The 15846-nt window shown below is 61.5% G+C and carries 15 protein-coding genes; 7 read left to right on the forward strand and 8 right to left on the reverse strand.

Translation table 11 applies throughout. The features are described from left to right. The 3 genes from KA712_13050 to rsmH are packed head-to-tail and all read right to left on the reverse strand — an operon-like array spanning position 1 to position 3469. Positions 1-2016 carry a transpeptidase family protein gene (locus tag KA712_13050; GenBank protein MCG5053884.1) on the reverse strand — a complete coding sequence of 672 codons (2016 nt, stop codon included), beginning with the start codon at positions 2014-2016 and terminating at the stop codon, positions 1-3. Continuing rightward, entirely contained in the window at positions 2016-2555 is a 540-nt protein-coding gene (locus KA712_13055; GenBank protein MCG5053885.1) for a cell division protein FtsL, read from the reverse strand. Before KA712_13055 ends, KA712_13050 begins: the two co-directional genes overlap by 1 nt. After that, the gene (gene rsmH / locus KA712_13060; GenBank protein ID MCG5053886.1) at positions 2552-3469 is read right to left on the reverse strand and encodes a 16S rRNA (cytosine(1402)-N(4))-methyltransferase RsmH; all 918 of its coding nucleotides are present in this window, start codon (positions 3467-3469) and stop codon (positions 2552-2554) included. Before rsmH ends, KA712_13055 begins: the two co-directional genes overlap by 4 nt. A 342-nt stretch (positions 3470-3811) precedes the next feature. Between rsmH and KA712_13065 the strand changes: the two genes are divergently transcribed. The 7 genes from KA712_13065 (at position 3812) to KA712_13095 (ending at position 11353) form a co-directional block, all read left to right on the forward strand. Then, positions 3812-4576, forward strand: a complete 765-nt coding sequence (locus KA712_13065) for a Fic family protein (protein MCG5053887.1) — start codon at positions 3812-3814, stop codon at positions 4574-4576. 135 nt (positions 4577-4711) lie between these two features. Next, the gene (locus KA712_13070; protein ID MCG5053888.1) at positions 4712-6349 is read left to right on the forward strand and encodes a hypothetical protein; all 1638 of its coding nucleotides are present in this window, start codon (positions 4712-4714) and stop codon (positions 6347-6349) included. Between the two features lie 67 nt (positions 6350-6416). After that, positions 6417-7100 (forward strand): glycosyltransferase family 2 protein, encoded by a 684-nt coding sequence (locus tag KA712_13075; GenBank protein ID MCG5053889.1) that lies wholly within the window; start codon positions 6417-6419, stop codon positions 7098-7100. A gap of 6 nt (positions 7101-7106) precedes the next feature. After that, positions 7107-7460: a DUF2304 family protein gene (locus KA712_13080; protein ID MCG5053890.1), complete on the forward strand. Its 354-nt coding sequence runs from the start codon at positions 7107-7109 to the stop codon at positions 7458-7460. 50 nt (positions 7461-7510) lie between these two features. Continuing rightward, positions 7511-8911 (forward strand): hypothetical protein, encoded by a 1401-nt coding sequence (locus tag KA712_13085; protein MCG5053891.1) that lies wholly within the window; start codon positions 7511-7513, stop codon positions 8909-8911. A gap of 275 nt (positions 8912-9186) precedes the next feature. Continuing rightward, positions 9187-10071, forward strand: coding sequence for a hypothetical protein (locus tag KA712_13090; GenBank protein MCG5053892.1), 885 nt, complete (start codon positions 9187-9189; stop codon positions 10069-10071). Between the two features lie 7 nt (positions 10072-10078). Then, on the forward strand, positions 10079-11353 hold the full coding sequence (locus KA712_13095) for an oligosaccharide flippase family protein (GenBank protein MCG5053893.1): 1275 nt from the start codon (positions 10079-10081) through the stop codon (positions 11351-11353). On the opposite strand, the gene KA712_13100 is transcribed toward KA712_13095, so the two are convergent. The 5 genes from KA712_13100 to KA712_13120 form a co-directional block, all read right to left on the reverse strand. After that, positions 11337-12020: a class I SAM-dependent methyltransferase gene (locus KA712_13100; protein MCG5053894.1), complete on the reverse strand. Its 684-nt coding sequence runs from the start codon at positions 12018-12020 to the stop codon at positions 11337-11339. The genes KA712_13095 and KA712_13100 overlap by 17 nt on opposite strands. Before the next feature lie 410 nt (positions 12021-12430). Then, positions 12431-13246 (reverse strand): glycosyltransferase, encoded by an 816-nt coding sequence (locus tag KA712_13105; GenBank protein ID MCG5053895.1) that lies wholly within the window; start codon positions 13244-13246, stop codon positions 12431-12433. A 6-nt stretch (positions 13247-13252) separates the two neighbouring features. After that, positions 13253-14002, reverse strand: a complete 750-nt coding sequence (locus KA712_13110; protein ID MCG5053896.1) for a glycosyltransferase family 2 protein — start codon at positions 14000-14002, stop codon at positions 13253-13255. 14 nt (positions 14003-14016) lie between these two features. Further along, complete coding sequence (locus KA712_13115) at positions 14017-14964, reverse strand: glycosyltransferase family 2 protein (GenBank protein ID MCG5053897.1); 948 nt, start codon at positions 14962-14964, stop codon at positions 14017-14019. Then, the gene (locus tag KA712_13120) at positions 14961-15752 is read right to left on the reverse strand and encodes a class I SAM-dependent methyltransferase (protein MCG5053898.1); all 792 of its coding nucleotides are present in this window, start codon (positions 15750-15752) and stop codon (positions 14961-14963) included. The genes KA712_13115 and KA712_13120 overlap by 4 nt, the downstream gene beginning before the upstream one ends. Positions 15753-15846: the final 94 nt, after the last annotated feature.

The following is a 15846-nucleotide window of genomic DNA, read 5'->3' on the forward strand; positions in this document are numbered from 1 at the left end:
CTAGCCTCCTCCGGGGCGAAAGGACACGCGCAAGGTCGTGCCGCGCGGCACCTGCCGCAGGGGCGTGATGGTTTGCTCGAAGGCCACGCCCGAGCCCGAGGGCAGGAGCTCGAGCCCCAGGCTTTCGGCATGCGCCAAGGCCTGAGCCAAACTTTGTCCGGTGAAGTTCGGAACCGAAACCATCACGTCTTGTTCCTCTTCGGGGCGCTCGGGATCGAGCGGGAAAAATTCTTCGTCCGACAGCACGTAGGCATCGCTGCCGAAGCCCTCTTCAACAGTGGGTTCGTCAGCCACTGCCACGAGCGCCGGCGCCGGCATGTGTTCCACTTCTTCGGGATGGCTGGGCGGCACGTTCAGGTACTTGAGTGCGGCTTCCGCGATCTCGCGAAACACCGGCGCCGCTACCTTACCACCGAGATGCGTGGGATGGGGCTCATCGACAAACACGGAGATCACCAACTTCGGTTCGTCGACGGGTACGATGCCCACGAAAGAAGCCAACCACTTGTCGGGGTCGTACCGTCCGTTCGAGACCTTCTGAGCGGTCCCCGTTTTGCCCGCCACCCGGTACCCGGGCACAGCCGCCAACCGCGCTGTACCGAGAGGCGTGGGCACGCCCGCCATGATCTCCAAGAGCTGCTTCGCCGCCTCCGCCGAGACCACACGCCTCGTCGCAGGCGGTGGCCCGAGCGGCACCGCACGCCCCTCCGAGTCCACCACCCGCAAGCCCAGCCGCGGGGCCCTCCAGACCCCACCGGCGGCCACCGCGGCGAACCCGGCCGTGATCTGAAGCGGCGTGGCCGTGAGCCCCTGTCCAAACGCCACGTTGGCGAAGCCAATCTCGCCCCACCGCTCGACCGGCCTCACGATGCCCTGGCGCTCACCGGGCAAGCCGATCCCCGAACGCTGGCCGAAGCCAAACCCGCGGAGCACCTCGCTCAGGCGCTCTTTGCCGATCCGCCGCGCGATCTTCACCGTGCCGATGTTGCTCGACTGCTGGTACACCTCGGACGCGGGCACCACGCTCAAGGGGTGCGTGTCCCGGATGGTGTACTTGCCCACTTTCATGCGGCCGTTCTCACAATCGAAGAGCTCGTCGGGGCGGATCTTCCGGGCGTCGAGCGCCGCGGCGAACGTGAAGGTCTTCATCGTCGAGCCCGGCTCGAACGCATCCGTGATGACGCGGTTGCGGGCCCCTCTTTCCGAAGCGCCGGCCGGGTTGTTCGGGTCGAAGGTGGGCAGCGACGCGAGCGCCAAGATCTCCCCCGTGGGCACGTCCATCACCACGGCCATCGCCGCCCGCGCCGCGTGCACCTCCACCGCCTTGCCGAGCGCCGTCTCCGTCACCAGCGTGAGATAGGCATCCAAGCTCAGCACCACGTCCTGCCCCACCACCTCCGAGGTATCGAGGGCGCCATCCACCAGGAGCTCGCGCCCGAGCGCGTCCTTGACGCCCTGAAACGTCGCGGCCTTGCCCCGCAAGTAGGTTTCGTACGCGAGCTCCACGCCCTCGAGCCCCCGCCCGTCGGAGCCCGCGTGGCCGATCACCGTCGCACCCAGGCTGCGCAAAGGGTAAAAGCGCCGCGGCTCCGGCCGAAAGTCCACCCCCGGCAGCTGGAGGGCGCGCACGGCGGCCGCTTCTTCGGGCGTGACCCGGCGCTTGAGCCACGTGAAGTAGCGGCGCGAGGCCAGCTTCTTGCGCACCTCCCGCGCGTCGAGCTGCAGAGCCGTCGCGAGGCGTGCGGCGGCACCCTTGCTGTGCGCGAGCACCCGCGGGTTGCCGAACACCGATTCCACCCGCGCCGTGGCGGCCAGCTCTTTGCCGTTGCGGTCCAGGATGCGACCCCGCGCCGGCGGGATTTGGATCGCCTTGAGATAGTTCCGATCCGCGAACTCTTTCAGCTTGTCCGATTGCTCGAGCTGAAGGCTCCACGCCCGGCGCACCACCCACACGCCCATCACCGCAAAGAGCAGCCCGAAAAGCGCGATCCGCGCGCGGGTCCAGCGGCCGAGCATCAGAGGTTCTCCTCCGGCGATTCGTCCTGGGGGGCGGCAGGGGGCGGCTGCGTCTCGGGCGTTGCGGTGGTCGTCGCGTCCACCCTACGCGCCGCCAAGCGTGCCCGCAGCTCCCTCGCCGGAATGATGTCCGCCGCGGACGGCGTGCCCATACCCAACTTCTCGCGGGCCACCTCCATGACCCGCGTGGGATCTTTGAGCACGCCGATCTCCAGCACCAAGTTGCGGCGCCGTTCCTCGAGCTCCGCGCGCTCCCGGCGTGCCTCGCCCAACGCCAGCGCCACTTCCAGGTGCTTGATGTGCACCGCCACATGCCCCAGCGCCCCCAGCGTCAGCCCCAGCAGCACCAGGAAGGCCACGCCGGTCCCGGGCCGGCGCCGGCGGGCATCGGCTTCACTCACCGGCGCACGCAAGAGCGTCGACCCGGGCTTCTGCCGCCCGCCCGTGGGCTCAGGCCGCGGCGGCACCGTGCGCTCAGGCCGCGGCGGTACCGTACGCTCGGGCCGCGGCGGTACCGTGCGCTCAGGCCTCCCGCTCACGCCGTCACCCTCTCGGCCGCCCGCAGCTTGGCCGAACGCGAGCGCGGGTTGGCCAGGCGCTCCTCCTCCTCGGCCACCACCACCTTCTTGGTCAAGATACGTAAAGCCGGCTCCTCGGCCGCCCGCACGGTGGCATCCGCCAGCGCCTTGAAGCGCCGCTTGACCATCCGGTCTTCGAGCGAATGAAAGGTGATCACCACCAGCCGCCCCCCCTCAGCGAGCCGCGGCGGCGCCCCCCGCAAAAAGTTTTCCAGCTGCCCCAGCTCGTCGTTGACGGCCATGCGCAGCGCCTGAAAAGTCCGGGTGGCCGGGTCCTTGTGGTGTTCCCGCCGGGGCATGCCCCGCGCCACCGCCGCCGCCAGCGCCACGGTACCTGAAAGTTCCCCCGCGTCCTGCGCCCGCAAGATCGAGCGCGCCACCCCGCGGGCGTAGCGCTCTTCCCCCAAATCCCGAATCAAGGTGGCCAGCGCGTCCTCATCGAGACGGGCCAGCAAATCGGCCGCCGATTCACCCCGCGTGGGATCCATCCGCATGTCGAGCGGCCCCTCGCGCCGAAAGGAAAACCCCCGGTGTGCTTCGTCGAGCTGTACCGACGAGACCCCCAGATCCGCCAAACAGCCGTCGAGCTGCGTCACACCCAGCCCCGCCAGCGCCTGCGGCAGATCCGAAAACGGCGCATGCACGAAAGACACCCGATCGCCGAACGGGGCCAGCCGCTCCCGGGCATGGGCCAACGCCGCCGGGTCCCGGTCGAGCCCGATGAGGCGACCGTCGGGCGCGCTGCGGGCCAGGATCTGCTCGGCGTGCCCCCCGAACCCCACCGTGGCGTCGCAATAAACCCCCCCCGGACGAGGCGCAAGCCAATGCATCACCTCCGCCAAGAGGACGGGGGTGTGCCTAACCTGCTGCGTCATATCGGAGCCTGGAGCCGCCATGGAGGGGCGAAAATTCAGAAACGACGTGGAATAACTCGCCGCGCGTGTCCGTTTCATACGGGTGCGGGCGCCACGCCCATGTTCGCGCCCCCCCAACCCCAGTCAAATTTCCTGTCAGCTGTTTCCCCAATGATTGCGAAGCCCTGGCGAGACCGGTCGGCTACCCCCCAAGGGCGCCCACCTGTAAGACGTGCAATTTACACGTCAGGAGATGTAATCCAAATACCCAGAATTATTGGGGATACTACGTCTAAGTGGGCTTGACTCAAGGGAATTTTTTTCTTAGACAAGTCCTTCCAACGCGTGAGGTAAGGAGTGGTCATGGACGCGAAATTGTTCGAGCTCGACACCAAGATGGAGGCGCTTCGGGGGCAGATGGCGAGCTTTCCGGACAACATCGTGCGCGATTATCAAGAGCGCCTGGATGTCTCCTGGATCTTCCACGAATCGGCGCTCGAGGGGGTGGTGCTGTCCTATTCGGAACTCAAGGCCGCCATCGACCACCGCATCATCAGCGACGTGTCGCTGATCCCGATGTACGAGGACGTCAAAAACCTCAAGCTCGCCTCGGATCACCTACGTGAGCTACTCGCCAGCAAAAAGCCACCCGAGCCCAGCCTCGATTTGGTGCGCAAGCTCTACCTGATGCTCACCCCCGACGGCGGGGCCGGCGCTCCGTTTCGCAAGGAAAACCCCTTGCATCGGCAGTACTATCACGAGATCGCACAGCCCGATAAGATCGCCGCCCGCATGAAGAAGTACGGCGAGTGGCTGGCCTCGCCCGACTACACGGAGCTGCACCCTCTCGCCCGCGCCGCCCGCGCTCAGCAGACCCTGCTCCAGATCTACCCCTGGACCAAAAACACGGGCCGGGTGGGCCGCTTGCTCGGCAACTACGTGCTGCTCAAAGCCGGCTACCTGCCCGCCGTCATCCACAGCATCGAGCGGCAACGCTACTACGATGCCCTCCGTCACGAAAACGACGGCCTCCTGCAGCTCTTGGTCGAGTCGATGGAAAACAGCATCGAAACCTCCGCCAAGTTCTTCCAGGAAATTCAGGTCCTGGCCGTCCGCCGCGCCAGCTGACCCTGGCGCAAGCCGCCCCGGACCCGACGCGAGGCACCGCACCTGCGGTGCCTTTGTCGTTTCCGCCCGCGATCGCACCGCCACGCTGGCCTCGGGAAGGTTTTTGCCCTAGGTTCCGCCCTGGTTTTTCGGCGCGTGGCCTTGCCCTACTCCCTTCGTCGCTTCTGGAGCGCCCTCGACACCGATCTGCGGGTGTTCCTGCTCGGCTACCTGGTGCTGCTGCCCTTCTTCTGGGCACCGCTCGTCTTCACGAAGTACCTGCCCGGCCTGGATCTCGGCTTTCACCTGTCCACCGCCGACCTGCTCAGCAAAGGCGTGGGCCCCGACAGCCCCTATCACGGCTTCTACAGCATCAAGAACCTGTGGGCCCCCTATAGCGCCCATTACCTGGCCCTCGTGGCCATCGGGAAGCTCGTGGGCGGCATTGCGCTCGCCCACAACGTGGTGGTCTGCCTGTACGTGGCGGCGCTTCCCGCCACGCTCGCCGCCTTCCTGAGCGCCTGCGGCAAGAGCCGCATTCCCGCCCTGCTCGCCTTCCCGCTCGCCTACAACCTCTGCCTTCACTACGGCTTCATCAGCTTTTGCCTCTCGCTGCCTGCCCTCTTCGCCCTCTTCGCCACCCTCTGTCACCTCCTGCGGCGCCCCACCTTTTCGTGGACCTCCTGGAGCGCCTCCGCCGCGAGCGGCGTGCTGCTCTTCTTCTGCCACCTGCAAAACCTCCTGTTCGGCCTCTGTGGCGCCGCCGTGCTGCTCACCTTCACCCGCGCCCCCTGGCGCCGCCGCGCCCTCGCCCTTGCGTCCCTGGGCCCCACCTTGGCCTCGCTGCTCTACTGGCACCTCCAGACCTCCTTCAAAGGGGACCCCAACGAGCAAAAAAAGACCCTCGCCTTTGCCTGGCAGGCCGTCAAAGCCGCGCGGGTGGTCGACTTCCTCGGCGGCAAACGCCCCCTGTCCCTCGACCTTCGGGAGCGACTCGAACACGTCCCCGAGATGGCCCTCAAGGGCTTCACCGATCTCAGCGACGTCGCCGGCGCGAAGGCCTTGCTCTTCGCCCTCGCCGCCTACGTCGTCATGGGCCTTTTGGCCCTGCTCTTGCCCCGAGGCGCGCGCCCCCGGCCCCGCTTTGGTCTTGCCACCGTGTTCCTGGCCCTGGGCGCCCTTTTCGCCTTCCTGGCCCTGCCGCATCACCTGTGGGCGTTCGAGCTCATGACCTTCTTCCCACGCTTTTCGGTGCTGCTCTTGCTGCTCCTGATTCCTCTCGTGCCCGCAGGCCTGCGCCGCCTGCCCTGGCACAGCGCCCTGCTGGCACTGGCCCCCGCGCTGGTCCTGGGTGTGCTCTATGGCAAGCTCGTCAACACGAAGTACCACGCCTACCGCGACGAAATCCGCGACTTCATCACCGTGCTCAACAAGGTGCCCCGCGACGGCAAGCTCATGGGCATCATCTTCGATCGCAAATCCACGGTCATGCGCATCGAGTCAGCGCTCGTGTCCCTGCCCGCCTTCTACGTCGCCGTCCACCCCGACGCCCGCACGATGGTGCCGGTCCACTACTGCGGCATGCGCCACATGCCGTGTGCGGTGGAAAAAACCGTGCCGTGGCCCGGTCCGTGGATGGGCAACGCCTTCAATTGGGACGAGACGCATGCGCTTTTCGACTACTACCTGGTTCAGCACGCAACGCCCAGCGCGGGGCTCTTGGGCCCCCTGGTCTCGCGGGTGCAACCGATGGCAGGGGCCGGCAAGTGGGCGTTGTTTCGCAAGGGGCAATGACGCGGGGCTTCCGCCGGTGGCGCATTGTCCTTGCGCAGCCCTGGAATTGGGTACAATACGGGCGTCCGTGAGAACCGTCGCGATCATCCCAGGCTACAACGAAGGCAGGCGCATTACTGACACCGTGCGCGCCGTCAGGCCTCACGTCGATGAGATCTTGGTGATCGATGATGGCTCCATCGACGACACAGCCGAGCAAGCTCGCGAAGCCGGAGCCATAGTGGCGAGGCACTGTGTGAACCGCGGACAAGGCGCCGCGCTTCGTACCGGCATGGAGGGCGCCCTCGCCCTCGGGGCCGACATTTTGGTGCAGCTGGACGCCGACGGACAACACGACCCCAGCTTCATCCCCCAGATGGTCGCGCCGATCTTGTCCGGAAAGGCTGACGTCACCTTCGGCTCGCGCTTCATGGGCGTTGAGGCAGAAGGCATCACCCGTGGCCGCCGCCTTCTGCTTCATGGCGCACGGACGTTCAACGCCTTTGCGGTAGGCGTTCCTACGCACCTGACAGATCCCCAGTCGGGCTATCGGGCCTTCTCCGCAGCCGCGGCCCGCCACATCGACTTCAAGCAGGACCGAATGGCTCACTGTTCAGAGATTCTGCGCATCGTTACTCGCTCGAAGGACCTCCGTTGGTGCGAGGTTCCCGTGCGCGTGCGGTACACACGCGATTCGATGCGCAAGGGGCAAAAGCCGTGGGATGCCGCCCGAATTGCATGGCAGCTTTTCGTTGGCGCCTTCACGAAGTAGGTCTCGATGCTCGTCCAAATCGTCTTCGTCCCTGTGCTCCTCGCTGCGCTGATGGTAACCTGGCGGCGGGCGATCCAGCGGGTCATCAAGCTGTCGGAGGCCTTCGTCTGGACGCTCATCTGGGGCGGCGCCGCGGTCACGATCTCCCTGCCCGGAGTGTCTTCGACGCTGGCTCGCATTGCGGGCGTCGGCCGTGGGGTCGACTTCATCGTCTACGCATCGGTCGCTGTACTTTATCTGCTGGTGTTTCGGCTTTTCGTCGAACACGTGAGGGTGGAACGGCAACTCACGCTGATCGTTCGCCGCGAAGCTCTCCGCGACCTGCCTCAGGCAAACGATCGCTCTCAGCACGTGGCTTGACGGAAAAGGCAGCCCTGGTTGGCTGACCACTAGAAAAAGTAAGGCGAGCGTTGGTTTTCACCTCGATCACCTTTCTGTTCGCGTTTCTGCCGCTGGTGCTTCTACTCGATGCGCTCGCGCCACCAAAAACGCGAAACGCCGTGGTGCTTGCTGCCAGCCTCCTCTTCTACGCCTGGGGCGAAGGCCCCTACGTGCTCCTTCTTTTCGCGCTCTTCCTTGGGAACGCGCTGGCAGCACCTCTCGTGGCGCGCGCCCGTTCAACCTCTCGCGTCTTGGTCCTGGCCATCGTGGTAGCAGGAAATCTTGTGCCCTTGTTGGTGTTCAAATACACGAACTTCGCTCTAACCAGTGTCTACAACCTACTCGGGGCGGTCGGCGCAGCACCGCACGAGCCCTGGCACCTGCGGCTCCACCTGCCGCTCGGCATATCTTTCTTCACGTTTCAGGCGATCTCCTATCAGACCGACCTATGGCGGAACAACGAAGAGGCGCCTGCGCGAACGGAGCAGCTCGGAGTGTACCTTTTCATGTTTCCTCAGCTCGTCGCAGGGCCCATCGTGCGTTTCCAGGATGTGGCCCGAGAGCTGGTGCACCGAACGTCGAGCGTCCTCGACAGGCACGAAGGCCTGGCTCGGTTCGTTCAGGGTCTGGGGAAAAAGGTTCTGATTGCCGACGTTCTGGCCACGGCGGCCGATCCGGTCTTTGGCGCTCCTGAAGCCCTCAGCCCCCAGACAGCAGCCATCGGACTTGCCGCATACTCTCTGCAGATCTACTTCGACTTCTCTGGGTACTCTGACATGGCCATAGGGTTGGGAAGAATGCTCGGTTTTTCCCTCCCCGAGAACTTTCGCCATCCCTACGCCGCGAGGTCCGTCACGGACTTCTGGCGGCGGTGGCACATCACCCTGTCGTCATGGTTCCGTGACTATGTGTATGTGCCGATGGGTGGCAGCCGCCTGGGGCGGCTTCGCACATTCGTGAATCTCTGGATCGTCTTTCTCTTGTGTGGCTTGTGGCACGGAGCGGCCTTCAACTTCATTGTCTGGGGAGCCGTTCATGGCGCAGCCCTTTCCGTCGAACGCATCTTTCGCGAACGCGCGTCGCTACCTCGATTCCTCGTGATCCCCTTGGGCCACGTCTGGACCTTGGCTGTCGTAAGCGCCGCCTGGGTTCTATTCCGAAGCGAGTCTCTCCACTCGGCGGGGACATTCTTTGCGTCGCTCTGTGGCACAGGGCCGCCTCACGAAGCGAAGTCGTTCGCTTTCGGCACCAAAGTCGAGACAACTCTGGTTTTGGGAGCTGTACTTTCCATCGGCCCCCTCCGGTTCTTTGCCAAATTTCGGGCAGTCCTTCGCCCGCTGGCCGTTCCTGCTCTCGTCCTGGTCTTTGTGGCCAGCCTTGCGAGGGTCATCGCCACGACCCACTCACCCTTCATCTATTTCCGGTTTTGAGTATGCCCGCGCCCCTGCACCCGAAGCGGCCGCTCTCCCTTCTGCTCAGCTGCGGGTTCGCCGTCGTGATGACCCTGGTGGCCTCCGTGGTTGCCCCGAGGACCGCTCGGGTCGACCATGACCGGGCGTCCACGCTCTTCGTCCCACCCTGGCACAGGGCCTTCCCCCGCGCCTTCGAGGCCTACCTTCGCGATCACCTGGGTTTTCGACGACAGTGGATCTCGCTGAGCAGTGCCATCGACTACTTCGCTTTCAGAACGGCGCCTCCCAACACCGTGCTGGTGGGCAAACAGGGCTTTCTGTTTCTCAATCAAGACTTCATGCCCGAGGCGCTCGAGAACCGGCCATTCTCCAAAGCACAGCTGACTGAAAGGGTAGGTTTCTTCGAGGAAATCCAGAGAGCCTTGGACGAGTTTGGCGGCAAGCTCCTGGTGGTCATCGCCCCCAACAAAGCCAGCATCTTCCCTCAGCACCTGCCCGACGGCTACCGACCCTCCAGCTGGACGCGCCTCGACCACCTTTATGAAGCTCTCGCAGAGGTGGGAATAGCCACGCTGGACCTAAGGCCCACCCTTCGTTCTTCGAAGGAGCTCGTCTACGACCGGCTCGACACGCATTGGAACGGCCGTGGCACCGCCCTCGCGACGGCCGAAATCGACGCCGCCATCAGTCGAATGACAGGATGGGCGTCTAGGTTCGACGCTTCCAAGGTTCGGTTTCAGGACGAGAAGAGCGCTGGCGATCTCGCGCGTCTCATGGAACTGGAGCGCTGGTTGACGGAAAGGAGCGTTAGAGCGTTTTGGACGGACAGTCCAGCAAAGATTTTGGGGAACGATCCGTACGCCGGAATTGCGAAAGGGGCCCGACTCCGCGGCCTCGTCGTCCAGTACGAACATCCAGAAATACCTGAAGATGGACTGGTCATGATTCATCATGACTCGTTCGGATTTCCAGAGACGCTGCAGTCTCTCCTTCCCCATGTTCTTGCTCGAAGCCGCTGGACGCTCGAGACACATCGCGTAGAGCTTTTGCAGATCAGAAAACTTCGACCTCGGGTTCTAGTCTACCTTTCGGCGGAGCGTTACCTATTCTCGCCTCCTCCCGTTCTTCTAAAGCCTCGATTCCCTTGGAACCCGGGCCATTCGATTCCTCTCAAATGAGTTTGCAATGAAGCTGTTGAATGGCCCCCGAATAAATGTCCTCTGGTCCGTGCTCGGACAGGTTGGCTTTGCCGCACTTTCCTGGATCGTTACCGTTTTGCTCGCTCGCGCGGATCGAGAGGGGAGTTTGGTCGGTCAGTTCGGTCTCGCATCAGCGATCACGTTGCCCGTCCTTGTTCTCTGCAACTTGCAGCTGAGAACGGTTGTCGTAAGTGATGCACGCGACGAATTTCAGTTCTCTGACTACTTTGGCCTGCGCGCTATAGCGCTCTCGATCGCCTTTTTCGTCATGGTCGCGATAGCGACCATGGGCCGCTTCGATAGGGACACGAGACTGGCGATTCTTGCCATATCCTGCATCAGAGTCGTCGACGGAGTGGCAGATATCGTTCATGCATATCTTCAACGCTTTGAGCAACTGCGTCGGATGGCGCTCTCGCTCCTCGTCCGGGGTTTATGCACTCTGGGGGGCGTTGCTGTCGGCTTACGGCTCCAAGGGAGTCTCTGGGCTTCCCTGGCGCTCGTTGCGATTCTTCTTTTGGCGGAACTCCTCTTCCTCGACAGTTGGGCGATTCGCAAGACTCGCTCCGAAGCAGCTCGGCGCGGCCATCCCTGGGTTGCGCTTACACCTCGGTTCCGACGGAGTCATCTCAAGGCAATCTTCAAGTTGTCTCTTCCCCTGGCCCTCTCTGGCTTGGTGGGTGCATTTGCGACCCAGCTGCCGATCTATGTGATCGAGCACGAATACGGCAGCGAAACACTTGGCAAGTTCGTCGTCATCTACAATCCGCTTTTGGCGATGCCCATTTTTGTCGTTGCGGCGTTCGAGGGCGTCCTTGCTCAACTCTCGGCGGCTGCGGCAACCAGGAACAGAGCTCTTTGGCTCAATCTTTTCAGTCGCCTCCTCGCGATAGCCGTCTCGTCTGCGCTCATTCTGATTGGCGGTGTCAAGCTCTTTGGGCGTTCTTTTTTGCACCTCGTATATGGACAAAATTACGCCGCGTCTGCGGACCTGTTCCTCCTCCTCTCGATAGGAGTAGGGCTGGGCTTCATCAACACGATCCTTTCTGCATGTTTGCTGGCCGATCGCCGATTCAAGTCCATTCTGATTCTTTCGCTCGTCCAACTGCCAATAACCACAGCCCTCATTCTTGGCTTGGTAAATCGCCTTGGGGTCGATGGAGCAGCCTATGCCCTGATTCTTGGTCAGATTCTCTCAATGGCGGCCTACGGGTCCATGCTCCTTCGCTCACTGTATCGCAAACCTACAGAGTGGCGGTGAGGACCAGCTCGTCCCCCTCGGCCGTGCCGCAGGCTTTCTTGAATGCCACCAAACGCTCAGCGAGACCGGTCCTTGCCCGAGATACGAGACTTTTTGGACGGCTATGCCAGTCAGAGCGTCCCCACTCGCCGATCTGGCTGCTCGCATGCTCCAGATAAGAGAAGGCTCGCACCGACGACCGAACCTCAATGTTCCTGAATCCAAACGACTCAACCAAATGCCTAAGAGACGGCGCTGAAAAAAGGATGAGATGACGAGGAGGATCCAGGTGCAACCAGTTCGCTCTGTGCTTTTTGAAGAGGGCACCACGGACATTGGGAGTCACGATCACGAGTTTGCCCCCAGGCTTCAATAGACGCCGCGCTCGTTCGACGAGTTGGTCGGGATGATGGACGTGCTCGATCACGTGGCTCATACTGACGACATCGAAACTCGCTTCTTTCAATTCGAGAGTCGAGAGATCGCCATGATGAACTGTCAGCCCACGAGAGCGGGCGAAGGCGACGGACGACGAATCCACATCCGTTCCCTCGACAGTCCAGCCGAGCTGCGAAAGCGTCTGCAGTACATCTCCGTTTCCGCATCCAACGTCAAGAAGCCTGCCTCGATCTTCAGGAGACTGCCATCTGACGACGAGATCCCAATCAGAGCAGTAGGCTGGACGCATCCTGGCCAATGGAGCCAAAAGGCGCCTTAACGGCTTGAGCTCTGCGCGCAACGTGTCATAGCCGTACTCGTCTTCGAGGTAGGCGCGCGCGCAAACGTCATCCCAAACTCTATACAGTTTTTCCGACCACTTGAGGCTACCGAACGGCCTCCCCTCAGATCCCGAATGCGTGTAGTAGCTCTCGTAGACGGTTCCGATGGAGGTCCTCGTTGGGCGGGGATCGAGCCAAAGAGACCCACATTGAGCGCCCGAACAGGCTCGAAACCCATACGTCCCAGGCGCCTGGAAGAGCCGATCCTGCAGACCCGTGTAGAGAAAGTCTCCGGATGACTGACATAGGGGACAGACGGCTTGCTCTTCGAGGACAACTTTGCTCTTCATTCGCTTCAACGTTCGGTAGGCAAAGAACGTTACCTTTTGGGCTTGATATATCGATACGCAAGCTCAGTTCGCTTGCTCAGCAAGCGATGAATCACCAGAGCGATCGAGCCCCGCCGTCCCAAACCTCTCGCATGCATCTTGGCCGTTTGAAATGCGGCATCGAGCTGGCGAGACGCATCCACAGTGCCCTTGGCAGCCACATGGACACGAAAATCAGCGAGATATTCCTTGATGACCTTTGGCTTCGTAACGCTAGAGAATCGAAGCCAAAGATCGTAGTCCATATCCAGATGTCTCTCTAAATCGAGACCACCAGCGATGTCCCACATTTCTCTAGTCCAGAAGACGGCCATTTGGCTAATGAAGTTCTCCTGGAGCAGTTTGAATCGCGAGAACGTCCAACCACGCAAGTTCTTGTAGACCGTTATGGCGTTCGCTGCAGGTCTACCCTCGGCGTCGATTACGCCACAGCGACCATAAAGCCATTCTGGCATTCCAGGTCGAAGATTTGCAACGACCGTTTCGAGTGTGCTCGGTCTCAGACGGTCATCAGAGTTCAACCAGCCCAGAATGGGTCCGCGAGCCATCGAGAGCCCTTTGTTGACGGCGTCCGACTGCCCCCTGTCCTTCTCGAAGACGAGACGGAGACGCTCAGGGTACTTCGCCTGTATCGACTCGAGCCATTGCCTCGAACCATCTGTCGAACCGGGATCGAGAACCAGCAGTTCAACGTCGATCTTTGACTGCTGCAGGACCGAATCGACGGCCTCGGGCAGGAACTTCCTCTGGTTGAGACAGGGCATAACGATGGAAACAGTCGGCACACCAAGAGAGTTCGCTGGCATCCTTTACTATCCTTCGCGCGCGCTCCGTCGGCGCTCCCAGACGCGATTTGCAAGGTAAGTGGACAGAAGAATACGTCGCTTAATCTGCGTAATGGGCCGGAAATCGCGCCGGAAGTCGGTCAGGCTTTGCCCATGCTTGCGGTATCTGATCGTACTTATGGGTACGAACTCAACCGCGCCGAATGCAGATGCGACGAGTCCGATCCACATGTCATGCATGGGAATGCGACTGGGAAACGGTAGCGCGATCTCCAAGGTGGGGCGCGAGAATGCCATACAACAACCAAGAAATGTGTTGTCGTAAATGTTCTTCAGGATGCCTGGACCAGATCCCATACGACGAAATAGCGATGGATGGACTTCGTTCCCAGTGGCATCCGTGACGCACCCATCCAGAACGATGGCAAAGACTGACCCCGTTCTCGCCACGAACTTCTCTCGGATGAGGTTGAGCTTGTTGGGCAACCAAACATCGTCTTGGTCCGCCAGTACCAGCACGTCATTCTTCGCATGTCGGAGTGCATTCTCGAAGTTGAAGATTGGGTTGGAAAACTTTTGGTCCGGCAGGATCGTGAGGCCAGGGAACTTGAACCTGTTGACAATCTCTAGCGTCCCATCGTTGGAGGAGTCGTCTGAGACGATGAGCTCATCCTGCTCTAGCAATTGGGGAACAATGGAGCCGAGCTGTTCTGGTATGTATTTGCTCCCGTTGCACGTGGCCATACACACAGAGACGGCCGGGTATTTGCTCGCCATGAATGGCCTCGCACCTATCGCAACAGGTCGCGGAGAGCGGCAAGATAGTTGAATGAGAATCTGCGATAGCGACCGCTTCTCAGCTCTTCGGCAATGATCGGCAGGCGCTTCCGGCGTGAATCGGGCAAAGTGCCTCTGGCCCTGTAGTGACGCACCTTCTCCGACAATGAATTCAGGCGATGCTTGGAGAGTCGCCCAGAAAATCTGCTTAGAACACAATCCATCTGTGACGAGTGCTCCAGCAGAAGTGAATTGTCGAGAGTCCAGGCATGTTTCACCTTCTCAAGGAAGGTGAGTGCCTTGACCCCCACGACATTGCCCCCGTGCAAGCGATAGCGGACCAGACACTCGGGTACTACTTCGACGGCGTCTTCGACGGCGGCTGCCATTGCCATCCACCCATCGTGAATCCAGGTCTGGGGGACCGGAACGGCCTTGGGCAGAAAACCTGCGCGAACTGCCATGGCCATACCAGCCACAAAGTTTCGCTCGACAAGCACCTCGAAGGCCTCTCCCGCACGGACACGCGAGACCTCGGCAAAGCCAAAGTTTACGGCGCCCCAAAGGTCACGCCCGAGTGAGGCGAGTGCGCCATCAACGAGCTCTGCGTTGCAGGCGACGAGTTGAACCTCCGGCCTGCGAAACGGCACGAGCATCTTGGTGATTTTCTCGGGGTGCCATACATCGTCCTGGTCTGAAGGGAAGATGACCTCGCCTCGACACAGGCCCAAGGCCTTCTCGAAGTTGGCAGCAACTCCAACGTTGCGCTCGTTACGGTGGACTCTGATCTCGAACGGGGCATTAGAGGCGAACCGATTCAAGACTTCCAAAGTCTCGTCTTTGGAAACATCATCAACGACCACGAGTTCGTCAGGGTGAGTTGTTTGCGAGACGTAGCTCTTGAGTTGCTCCTCGAGATACCTCGCGCCGTTGTACGTGCAGAGTGCTATCGAGATCTTCATGGAGCTTTGTGGGCGACGATGATGTCCTGGTAGCTCACGAAGTCCTCCCGTCCGCACCACTTTCCGAAGCGAATGTCATCCTGCAGCCTCAGCTGGTATTTGGCATGAATGCCGCGAATTAGCTCCTCGTCGAAAGCAATGGCGGCCTCGGGTACAGCCGGATTCTCAACCATGACTTCTTTGCCCTTGAACTCGTACACGATGGGTCGGCTCCCCCGCCCAGCGGCGACGAGCTGCCGGCTCTCACTGTTCAAGAGGAACCAGGTCCCCAAAAGGCGTCCACCTGGCCGTAGCACGCGACTGATCTCGGAAAGGTAGTTCTCTGCGTCTTCTGGTACCAGATGTGTGAAGACAGAGGTCAAGAAGACGAAGTCGAACGACTGGTCATCGAAGGGAAAGCGGTATTCGCTGGCCTTGTAGCGCCCGTCTGGGTTGTAGGCCGTGTTCTTGATGTCGGAAAGCTCGAAGCGGAAGTTGGGGTGTTTCGGCGTAATGTTTTGCTGACACCACTCGATCCCCGCAGGAACGATGTCAATTCCACGATACTGCCCCTGGCGTAGGAAGTTCGCGAGCGGAATGGCCATCCGCCCGATTCCACATCCAACGTCGAGCACGTCTTCGTTCGGCTTGAGCCCAGCGAATTCGGTGAAGTACCTGAGGAACTCGTACCCAATCGCCGTGAAGCTTCCGTGTCCGACGAAGTGCAACCGGGTGGGCGGAATCGAGTCGTCTTTCTCCCCCATCAGATAGGCGCCCGAATCAATCAAAGCGGCCCCTATGCGTCGCATCAACGGAGCGACAACGCGCGCGCGGACGTTCGGGGGAATAAACTTCTTTAGGCTCTCCTGGTCAAACATGCTGGGTTTCTAGACCGGACGGCGC

The sequence above is a fragment of the Myxococcales bacterium genome, assembly GCA_022184915.1.
In the GTDB taxonomy this organism is placed as follows: Bacteria; Myxococcota_A; Polyangia; order Fen-1088; family Fen-1088; genus JAGTJU01.